This is a genomic window from Methylobacterium sp. WL64 (assembly GCF_008039945.1).
Lineage (GTDB): Bacteria > Pseudomonadota > Alphaproteobacteria > Rhizobiales > Beijerinckiaceae > Methylobacterium.
This window is the reverse complement of record NZ_VRVA01000162.1, coordinates 1-9294: the sequence shown is the minus strand read 5'-3', so window position 1 is coordinate 9294 and position 9294 is coordinate 1. Positions and strand designations below refer to the sequence as shown.

Here is a 9294-nt window from a genome sequence, read left to right as displayed (position 1 = left end):
CATCATCACGCCCGAGTGGACGGCTTGGCTGCGGCTGGCGCGGACCCCAGACCCGCTATCTAAACTTGGATCGTCCGCCTTCGCCTCGCCGGCACAGGGGGGAGGGTGCAAATCCGCGAACCGCACGGCTACTGAAGTTCTAGTCCTGTCAAAATCGGGGAAAACGGAACCAAAGAACGGCTGCCGACAAGCGGCGGGCGACCTCAACCGAGAGGCACGTTCTCGAATCCTAGCGGGTAGTCGCGCGAGTTGAGCTATGCTGTGGCATCATGTGAGCGGACGATATGGCGAACATCGGCCCGAGCTAGTTCAGTGGAAGCGATCGCCCGAATCCGGCTCGGTTATTTTCCGCGCCAGTAAGACGCCTGCCATCACCAGCGCTTGCCGCAGCACCGGCAGCATCTCTTTGGCGCTGTCCTGCTCGATGAGGCCGTGCGCCATCAGTAGATGATCGGCGACAAGTTCGAGCGTCGAGCCGGGCATCGTTGACGGATGCGGTGGTGGGGGGACATAGCGCGCGAGCGTGCCATAAGCTGTCAGAGGCTCCGAACCGCTGGGACTGATCTCCGTCAGCGACCCCAGATAGCCAAGGAAGGTTCGTCCTGGTGGGCCGAAGGATGGAACGGCGCCACCCGCAACCCAGGCGTAGCTTCCGTCAGCCCGACGCAGACGATGGCGGAAGGTATACTCGGTTTGCTGGGCATGAGCGTCGCGCAGGAAATTGGCTGCTATCTCTCGGTCATCAGGGTGCACGCTGTTCAGCCAACCGTGCTCTGCCGCTGCGGCTGCAATCTCCCCCGTAAAGGCGCACCAGTCCGGGCTGACGTAAGTTATTTGTCCTGCTGCATCGGTGACGAAAATCATCCTGAACGCTCCATGGGCCGACGCCCCGCCCTTGCGTCAGGAACCGATCGCCAATCCTCGGACATTACCGCGTCGTTCCCAAAAGTGTCGAACCATAACTTGCATTAGAAATTTTCTTCGTCCAAAAGTTGATGCCCTTGAAGGGACAATCTTCCCTCGAAGCGGCCTTTCAGCGGTTTGATGGAAAATTTTAATTCACCAGCGCGTAGGGCGCTCCAACGGATCGCAGACGCACTCGGTGTTCCCATCGAACACTTCTTCACGGATGCCCCGCCTGCACGCCTAACCGCAAGCACAGTTGAATGCCTGCGCCTATGGTCGAAGATCGCGACGGAGGAAGGGCGGCGGCAAGCTCTGGAGGCTCTGCAAGTGATCGTGGAGATGGAGCCGAAATAGCCCATTGAAGATGCTGGCCATCTGCAGGCCCGCATCGAGCCTGTGCAGGATGAACGCGACGCTTGGTGAGCCGAGGGCCGGTGGTTGGGGACACGATCCGTGCGGATGGCGTAATGGGCGACAGGCCCGTGCGCGACTGCTAAAGCGCCGGTTCTTCCCGTCAGCGTGCCCTGAGGTGTTCGCGACACCGCAAGGCGTGCGGCGGGCAAGCACGTGACGACAGGCGCTCTCCGGGCCAGTTCCCCGTAGTTCGCCCGTGAAGCCTCGGCCGGGCAGTCGCGTGAGGGTCGGTGCGGCGGGGGAACTGGACACCGCAAGCGCCGGCTCACGGCGCGGATCCCCTCAGCATCAGCCGCGTTGTTCGCCGTCTCACCTACTCGGGCGAGCGCGATAGCGCCCCCTATCAAACACGGCAGCGCGGCACGCTCATGTCATCCATTGCGCTGCGTCTTGGGCTTCTTTTGATGCTCCTGCCGCCCAGTCTAGCTGAGGCCGAAACGACCCCTCTGAATGTACCGATCCTGATGCACGGGTCGATCGGCGACGATGCCTGTCCGGAGAAGGGGCATGTGATCGAAATTGGGGCCGAGCCGGAGAGCTTTTTGGCGGTGCAGAGCGGGCCCGGAGAAGCCCCGTTCCGCGAGATCGGTCGCCTGCACGACGGCGACATGGTCGTGGTCTGCGAAAAGCTCGGCCCGTGGCTGGGCGTCGTCTACGGCTCCGCGCTGCTCGGATGCCGGACGACGATCCTCACGCCGGTCGAGCAGAGTTACACCGGCCCCTGCGAGCACGGCTGGGTTCTGGCGCGCTACATCAGCCTCAGCAAAGATCAAAACTAGCGTCGTTTGCCCAGGCAGTAAGCACCTGGACCGTTATTAACCATCGCGTAATGTTCGTTAATAACTCGTTGACGCGACACCGCTGTTTGTGAGGAAATACGTAGGCGGGTCGGTGCCCGCCACGTCTTTCGAGGTCATCATGGTTCGGATCTCGGCGCTCAGGCTCACGCGTCGCCTGGGTACGCGCGCGCTGGTAAGCTTAGCCGCCCCACCCGTGGCCCTCCTCGCCGGTACGAGCTCCGCCAGCGCTCACGTGAAATGGTTCTGCGCCTACGACGTCGCCGGGCAGCCGCGTGGCCTTGAGCAGGTGCTGTGCGCCAACTTCGAGTGGCTCGCCGGTCTGGCCATCCTGTGCCTAATGTTCGGGTGCCTGGCCGAGGGCACGCCGCTGGGCGGCGCCCTGCTCAACGCGCTGGATCGCGTCACCACCCGGATCCGGACCGACACTGAGTTGCTGGTCCGGACCACGCTGGGCTTCTTCTTCGTCTCGCTGTGGGGGATGGGTGGCATCATCCTCACCCCGGAGCTCAAGACCGACGTCGCCTGGATCCCGTGGTTCCAGCTCGCGCTGGCCGCCTGCCTGATCTGGCGCCGGACCATGCCGCTCACCGGCCTGGGCATCGTCTTCCTGTTCAGCTTCGCCAGCGCGCAGTACGGCGTGTTCCACCTCGCCGACTACCCGGTGTTCCTCGGGGTGGCGGTCTACCTCGTCTGCCAAGGCCTCAACCTGAAGCCCTTCGGCCTGCGTCCGCTCGACATCGTGCGCTGGAGCGCGGCCATCACGCTGATGTGGGCCTCGGTCGAGAAATGGGCCTACCCGCAGTGGACCGATCCACTGCTCGCTGCCAAGCCGCAGATGACCATGGGTGCGACGCCCGCGCTGTTCATGCAGGCAGCCGGCGTCATCGAGTTCACCCTGGCCTTCGCGCTGCTCTGGACCCCGCTGGTGCGGCGCGCTGCGGCGATCATTTTGGCCGCGATCTTCGTCTCGGCGGTGTTCGAGTTCGGCAAGGTCGACGCGATCGGGCATTCCGGCATCATCGTGGTGCTGCTCGGGATCGCAGCGGATGATGCCCGGACAACCGTTCGGGTGCGCCACGCGGCCTGGGCGCCGGCGTACTATGGTGGCGCGCTCGCTGCCTTCCTGGCGCTGTATTACCTGGGGCACGAGGTCCTATTCGACGCGAGCCTGCAGTTCCCCGAACTCGCCAAGCTGGCGGTGATCTGAGGGGGTCGGGGCGAGACTGGGAGCGGACCGTCTGCTGCGCTTGGACGATGAGTTCCGTGGTCGATCGGATGAACGCAGCGGACGTCTGCCTACGACCCACCCACGACCTGAAACGACCGTTTCGATGAGGTAGCCGGAACGTCCTGCCGTTTCGCACAGCGGGTCTGGTTCCGCCCTCCCGCCTTGGCTTCGTAGAGCGCCCCATCCGCGAGACGGTAGAGCTCTGGCAGTGTGGTAGGCCTCACGCCGGTCGGTACGGCGCTGGCAAGCCCGATGCTAACCGCGACCGCGCCCGCGCCGAGGCCGGCCGAGTCGACCGTCAGGGCTGATACCTCGGCATGGACCTTTGCGGCGATACGTAGAGCACCAAGCTGATCCGTCTCTGGGAGAAGGATGCCGAACTCCTCGCCGCCAACCCGGCAGACGAGATCGTGGGGACGATGGACGCTGGCTGAGAGGCCGCGTGCCAAGGCTTGCAGCACCTCGTCCCCGACCTGATGACCGTAGCGATCGTTGAAGCGCTTGAAGTGGTCGGCGTCGACGATGAGCAGGGACAGCGGCTTACCCGAGCGTCGCGCATTGTCGGTAGCGCGGGTGAACGCGTCCTCGAAGGCGCGGCGGTTCGGCAGCCGAGTCAGCGCATCGGTAAGCGACAGACGTTCGAGTTCCGCCTGCATAGCTTCACGGCGGCGTAACTCGCGTCCGAATAGTAGCGAGAGGGCGATCGTGATCCCGCACAACGCGAGCACGATACCGCCGATGACGAGCGCCTTCACCCGCCACTCGGCTTCGATTTCAGCCGTCGAGAGGGCGACGTTGAGGATCAGGGGCAGATCGCCGACCAGAGTGAAGCGGTAGTGCCGCTCGATGCCATCCCGGACCGAGGTGTGGACGAAGCTGCCGCTGTGCTCGCGCACGAAGCCCTGGAAGGTCGGGGCAGCAGCGATATTCACCCCGATATCGGCCTCGGCGTAGGGGTGGCGCATGATCCGCGTACCGTCGCGCAGGTACAGGTTGATGGCGCCGTTGCGGCCGAGATCGATCTGACTGAACAGGTGGGTGAAGTAGGACAGCTTCACGCTGCCCAGAACGACACCGCCGAAGGTGCCGTCGGGCTTGTTGATGCGCCGGCTGAACGGGAGCATCCGCTTCCCGGTCAGGCGCGAGACGATCGGCCGGCCGATGTAGAGGCCGAGCCCGGCGCGCGCTCTGTGAACCTGAAAGTACTCTCGGTCGATGTAGTTGCCCTTGCGCGGCGGGATGGCATCGATGTCGGCGACGATGTCGCCGTGCTCGTCGATGACGATCATCACGCCCATGTCGCGGGCGGTGGCAGCTCGGTCAAACAGGATGAGCTGGCGCAGCGCCGGTGCCATCTCTGAAAGGCCAGACGTCTTGAGATTGTCGACGGCGGCCTGGATCGAGAGGTCGTACATTTCAACGTTGCGAGCAATGTCGCGCTCCAGAACCTGCACGAGGTTCTTCGAGGTCTGCTCGGCCTTGTCCCAGGCGTCGTGCCGCAGATCGAGCAGCATTAAGCCGGATGCTGCGAGCATGCCGGCTGGAGCCAGGAGGCTCAGCGCGATCCAGGTGCGAGCAGAGCGGAACGAGTGCGCTAATCGCTGTAGCGGAGGCATCAGGCACCTCACGGTTGCGCCTACGCGAGCGAAACCGTGGCATGCCAACACTTAACCGAACCTTTCATGCTGATGGAGACCACGATCGACGCCGGCCACCTGCACGCCCGTATCGAGGCGGTGCAGGCCGAGAGCGATGCGTGGCGGGCTGAAGCTGAGCAGCTGGCCAGGCTGAACCGCCGCTTCATATGTCGTTGACGTATATGCGTCGCTGACATACGTAAGGGTATGTCGGCCCTGCACACCGTCGCCGAGACATCAGGCTTCGTGGCCGACGCCAAGGCCGAGCGCATGACGGTGGTGAGCCGGCTCGCGCTCAAGAACACGCTCGCCGCTCACCCGGAGGCGGGAGACATGATCGTCGGCTCAGGTGGCGTGCGCAAGATGCGCGTCGCCGGTCGCAGCAAGGGCAAGAGCGGCGGGTACCGGGTGCTCACCGCCTACGTCGGTCCGGAGGCACCGGTCTATCTCCTGGCCGTCCTCAGTAAGGGGGATCGCGAGAACTTCACCGACGCCGAGGTGCGCGAGTTCGCCAAGCTGACGGCGTCGATCAAGGCGTACTGGCAGGCTCGACGATCGCGGCCTGCGTGATGATGAACCGTAGGGGCGCTGCCCCGCTCCGTGAGAAGATACCGATGGCCAAAGACATCTTCGAGCGCACCATGTCCGCCCTGCGTGAGGCCGAAGCGCACGCCAAGGGCGAGCCTTCGGCCGGCATGGTCGTGCACGTCCCGGAGACGGTTGACGTGGCGCAGATCCGCAAGCGCACGGGCAAGGTACAGACAGCGTTCGCGGCCAGCATCGGCGTGCCGGTCTCCACGCTCCGACAGTGGGAGCATCAGCGCCGGCAGCCGCAGGGCGCCGCGCGCGTGCTCCTGGCGATGCTGGAGAAGAACCCACAGGTCGTCGAGGAAACGCTGGGTTCGATGCCGCGGTAGGATCGCCGCCGGCTATCAATGCATCGAGCCATGCAGGATCGCGCATAGCTCGACGGCGCATCAGCCGTAGCCGAGTGGAGAGCGCATCCTACTCCACGGCCTGCGGATGCGGCGAGATCTCGCCGACGAACCGTGCCGGCATCAGCGGACAGCCGTCGTGGGCCTTGCGGTGCTGGAGAAAGAGCCCGCCCTGCGCGGTGCCATTCACGTTGATCGACACGCGGCCGTGACAGATCGGGCATCGCTTGATTGCGGACGGGTAGCGAGCGTGCGCCTCAGCGAGGCCGATAGGGCGCCACGCGCCGCCGATCTGGATCTCGCATTCGTTCACGTCGGGCATCGCCATGGTGGATGAGTGCCACGGGGAGCCGATGCCTGTCAGCCCGGGCGCATGACGGCTGCCGTGTGGCCGCGGTGCGATTGCGCGGTGTGAGTCTCGCGCGCATCCTGAGGCCATGCCCAGACAGCACGGCCAGACCTACGATCGCAGGAGGAGCCAGCACCTCGCGTCGGGCGCGTTTCATCTCGCGACGTCTGAAGCCATGCACGGCGCCGAACAGGAACCTGCCGTCGCCAACATGCTTGTGAACATGGGTCGCTGCACGATGGCGCCCGACACCAGCCGTCTGAGGGGGGCGTGCTTGTTCGAGATATGACACCATGCTGAGCAGAGCCGCTGTACCACTTCTTCTCATCGTAGTTTTCGCAGCGCCCGCCATGGCCGATCCCGGTGCGATGGGCGAGCCGAAGATGCTGATCCACGGCAACTACTGCGGTCCAGGCAACAACGCCCCCCTGCCACCGATTGATGCGCTCGACGCGGCCTGCGCTCGACACAATGCTTGCACGCCGAACGGCACGATGCCGTCCCGCATGTGTAACGCTCGCCTGGAGCGGGCAGCGAATGCGATCTCCCACGATCTGAAACAAACTACTGATTTAAGGGCCGCAGCCGGCTTCGTCGCGGCAGGCGCGGCCATGCTTCAGATCGCTGACGAGCCAGACATCGGTTCGACCGCGATGCGCGTAGGGATCAAGCCGTAAGCTTCATGTGTTGGGCCGGTGAACGTCAACTCCCCCGGCGTTCCCAGTCCGCTTCTTCTCCCGCCACCGCTTCGACCGCGGCGATCGCGTTCTCCAGTTCGGCGACGGCGCGGGTCGCGCTCCGTGCCGGCAACCCATCGTGTTCGGCCATCGCTAGGATGAGCGTGTGCTGGTGCACCCTCAGGCGTTTGAAGAGGACGTTGAGCTTGTCGGACATTGGGCGGCTGTAGCCGCAAGAAGCGCGGACAAGCAATAGAAGCATGACTGCGGTCCAGCATTACCGCAGCAGCTCTCTTGCCGTCTGCCATGCAGCCAGCAAGGAGTGTTAGATCTGCGCAGCTAACGCGGCATCCAGAGACGTGGGTTTTTCGTGTAATTTGTTCATGGGCGGTACGTGCCAGCCCCGATCGAAATTTTCCTCGTCGAGCATTGCCTAAACTGCGGTTACTTCATCCCCGGCGGCTGAGAGCGGGGTACGCCAAGCTCAGTCAGCCCGAGGAACAGAGCGAGCCGCGTCGCTGCCAGGGAAGACGTACAACTATTGCCGTTCTCGATAGCTGCGATGAACTCGGGCGCGAGGCGTGCTAAGCGGGCTGCGTTGTCCAGGGACAGACGCAACCGGTCTCACGCTGGGCCAACGTGCGTCGCGAGGTTGCGCAGCACGACGTGCCGCCGTTCCTCGATCTCATTCATGAGAGATGCCTGATATCGCGAGGGCCTACAGCCCTCACAAAGTCGATACGATCGACGCTGACCTCAGGAAATACCCAAAGTTGCACTTCTGGCATGCATAAGTTGCAGTTGTTGCGCGGTTGCAATAACGGTTGTGTGACGTAATCAGGTACAATTCTGGGTCGGCTTTAAGCGGCTGGCCCGGTAGCTACGCGGTCCGCCTTTTCCTCGTAGAAAGCCCGTTCCCCAATGAATGCCACCAACACGCCGAAACTGGCGACCGATGCTGATCGCACGATCGGCAGCCGCATCGCGGCGCTTCGGGCGGCACAGGGTTTGAGCCAGACCGCACTCGGTCACGCTATCGGGGTGAGCTTCCAGCAAGTGCAGAAGTACGAAAAGGGTCGCAACCGGATTGGCGCTGGCCGGCTCCAGGCCATTGCCGACCTACTGCAGGTCCCGGTGGAAACCTTCTTTGCTGGTCAGTCGGGGACGGATGCCGAGGGGGGTGATGTTCGGATGTACTACAATGACACGAAGGTTGTGGAGTTGATCATGGCTTTCACAAGTATCGGCGACGAGGCCACACGCGATAGCATCCTTTCGATCGTGAAAGCTGCAGCTACGATATAACAAAGGCGTGCTGCTCAGGCATAGGGTCCGCCGAACAAGTCACCCATCGCCTTCCGCTGGAACAGGGTGCGCCAGCGCCGCCTCTGATGTTCCGGTCGGTCGTGGATCATGTGGCAGCGCTGGCAGAAGGCCGCCAGGTTGGCGTCCGCGTTGTTGGCGGTGTCGTGGTCCCGATGTGTGGCTGCTAGGACGATATGGGCTCAGCGGGTGCAACCGAGGATGTCGGTACCCGACCTGATCCCGATCCGGCGCCCCCAGCCATCACGCCAGCGGCCAGTCTCGGCGTCCCACCAGCAGCCATCGCCGAGATGATAGACCATCTGGCCGTGCGGTCGCCCGCAGCTCTCACAGCGGCCCTGCGCCCGGCCGAAGCGGATCGCCATCGAGAGCTGCTTCCAGTCGATCGGGTAGAAGAAACCGTGCTCGGGCCGGATCGGTATACGGGCGCACTGCCCCAACGGTCGTGAAGAAAGCGTAGCGTTGGGGCGTCCACCCGGGCTACACCAAGTTGGCAGCATGTCATTGACGCGCTCCCTGTTACGGGTGGAAGCTAAGCTATGGCTGACGCACGCTTCGGTGATCACCTACAGGTTGGATCCCGATGATGGATGAGGGGGGCAGCCGTGAAGAGGAACAACCCGTTCGAACGGCTTCCGATTGTCCGGACAAAGCCACCTGCAGCCCAGCGCCTCTTCGTGGATCCTGATCCACTGCCTCGGTACGTCCTGACCGCCGCAGACCTCATCGCTATGGCACGAGCTGCACGAAAGGCAGATCAACTTCGCGAGGAGGAAGCGAGCCCCATTGAGGAGCGCGGTTCTCGTAGTCCCTTCGGCACCATCTTGAAGACCGTTGGCGCCTAAACACCACGATCGCGGGCGTGGGTAATTACGTCGAAGATCCAATCGTTTTCCGAACTATGCGGGCAACAGGTTTCGACCCAGATCAATGTTATTGGATGACCAAGCGGCTCTCAAAAGCAAATTTTTCCTCTGGCGTTGCTTAAGAAACAGTGCGCCCATTGACGCTGCTCGATCAGATAT

General features: G+C 63.4%; 10 protein-coding genes and 2 pseudogenes. 7 read left to right on the top strand and 5 right to left on the bottom strand.

The features are described 5' to 3' along the window. Nucleotides 1-309: 309 nt before the first annotated feature. Complete coding sequence (locus tag FV242_RS30715; protein ID WP_147941562.1) at nt 310-864, bottom strand: PAS domain-containing protein; 555 nt, start codon at nt 862-864, stop codon at nt 310-312. A 686-nt stretch (nt 865-1550) separates the two neighbouring features. Between FV242_RS30715 and FV242_RS30710 the strand changes: the two genes are divergently transcribed. Then, the gene (locus FV242_RS30710; protein WP_147941561.1) at nt 1551-2099 is read left to right on the top strand and encodes a hypothetical protein; all 549 of its coding nucleotides are present in this window, start codon (nt 1551-1553) and stop codon (nt 2097-2099) included. Nucleotides 2100-2238: 139 nt separating this feature from the next. Then, nucleotides 2239-3327 carry a hypothetical protein gene (locus FV242_RS30705; RefSeq protein WP_246692966.1) on the top strand — a complete coding sequence of 363 codons (1089 nt, stop codon included), beginning with the start codon at nt 2239-2241 and terminating at the stop codon, nt 3325-3327. Nucleotides 3328-3416: 89 nt separating this feature from the next. Here the strand turns inward: FV242_RS30705 and FV242_RS30700 are convergent, their stop codons facing one another. Then, nucleotides 3417-4964, bottom strand: coding sequence for a sensor domain-containing diguanylate cyclase (locus FV242_RS30700; protein ID WP_147941560.1), 1548 nt, complete (start codon nt 4962-4964; stop codon nt 3417-3419). 66 nt (nt 4965-5030) lie between these two features. On the opposite strand from FV242_RS30700, the pseudogene FV242_RS36205 reads away from it, so the two are divergent. The 3 genes and pseudogenes from FV242_RS36205 to FV242_RS30690 form a co-directional block, all read left to right on the top strand. Further along, nucleotides 5031-5162: pseudogene (locus tag FV242_RS36205) on the top strand (hypothetical protein); the annotation flags it as partial. A gap of 30 nt (nt 5163-5192) precedes the next feature. Then, complete coding sequence (locus FV242_RS30695) at nt 5193-5555, top strand: type II toxin-antitoxin system RelE/ParE family toxin (RefSeq protein WP_147941559.1); 363 nt, start codon at nt 5193-5195, stop codon at nt 5553-5555. A 44-nt stretch (nt 5556-5599) separates the two neighbouring features. Next, complete coding sequence (locus FV242_RS30690; protein ID WP_147941558.1) at nt 5600-5902, top strand: DNA-binding transcriptional regulator; 303 nt, start codon at nt 5600-5602, stop codon at nt 5900-5902. An 88-nt stretch (nt 5903-5990) separates the two neighbouring features. On the opposite strand, the gene FV242_RS30685 is transcribed toward FV242_RS30690, so the two are convergent. After that, complete coding sequence (locus tag FV242_RS30685; protein WP_147941557.1) at nt 5991-6248, bottom strand: hypothetical protein; 258 nt, start codon at nt 6246-6248, stop codon at nt 5991-5993. Nucleotides 6249-6619: 371 nt separating this feature from the next. Here FV242_RS30685 and FV242_RS30680 point away from each other — a divergent pair, with 371 nt between their 5' ends. After that, nucleotides 6620-6946, top strand: coding sequence for a hypothetical protein (locus FV242_RS30680; RefSeq protein WP_246692965.1), 327 nt, complete (start codon nt 6620-6622; stop codon nt 6944-6946). 25 nt (nt 6947-6971) lie between these two features. On the opposite strand, the gene FV242_RS30675 is transcribed toward FV242_RS30680, so the two are convergent. Beyond that, nucleotides 6972-7163, bottom strand: a complete 192-nt coding sequence (locus tag FV242_RS30675) for a hypothetical protein (protein WP_147941556.1) — start codon at nt 7161-7163, stop codon at nt 6972-6974. A 704-nt stretch (nt 7164-7867) separates the two neighbouring features. On the opposite strand from FV242_RS30675, the gene FV242_RS30670 reads away from it, so the two are divergent. Continuing rightward, entirely contained in the window at nt 7868-8251 is a 384-nt protein-coding gene (locus tag FV242_RS30670) for a helix-turn-helix domain-containing protein (protein ID WP_147941555.1), read from the top strand. Between the two features lie 14 nt (nt 8252-8265). On the opposite strand, the pseudogene FV242_RS30665 reads toward FV242_RS30670, so the two are convergent. Further along, nucleotides 8266-8691 (bottom strand): annotated as a pseudogene (locus tag FV242_RS30665) (hypothetical protein). Nucleotides 8692-9294: the final 603 nt, after the last annotated feature.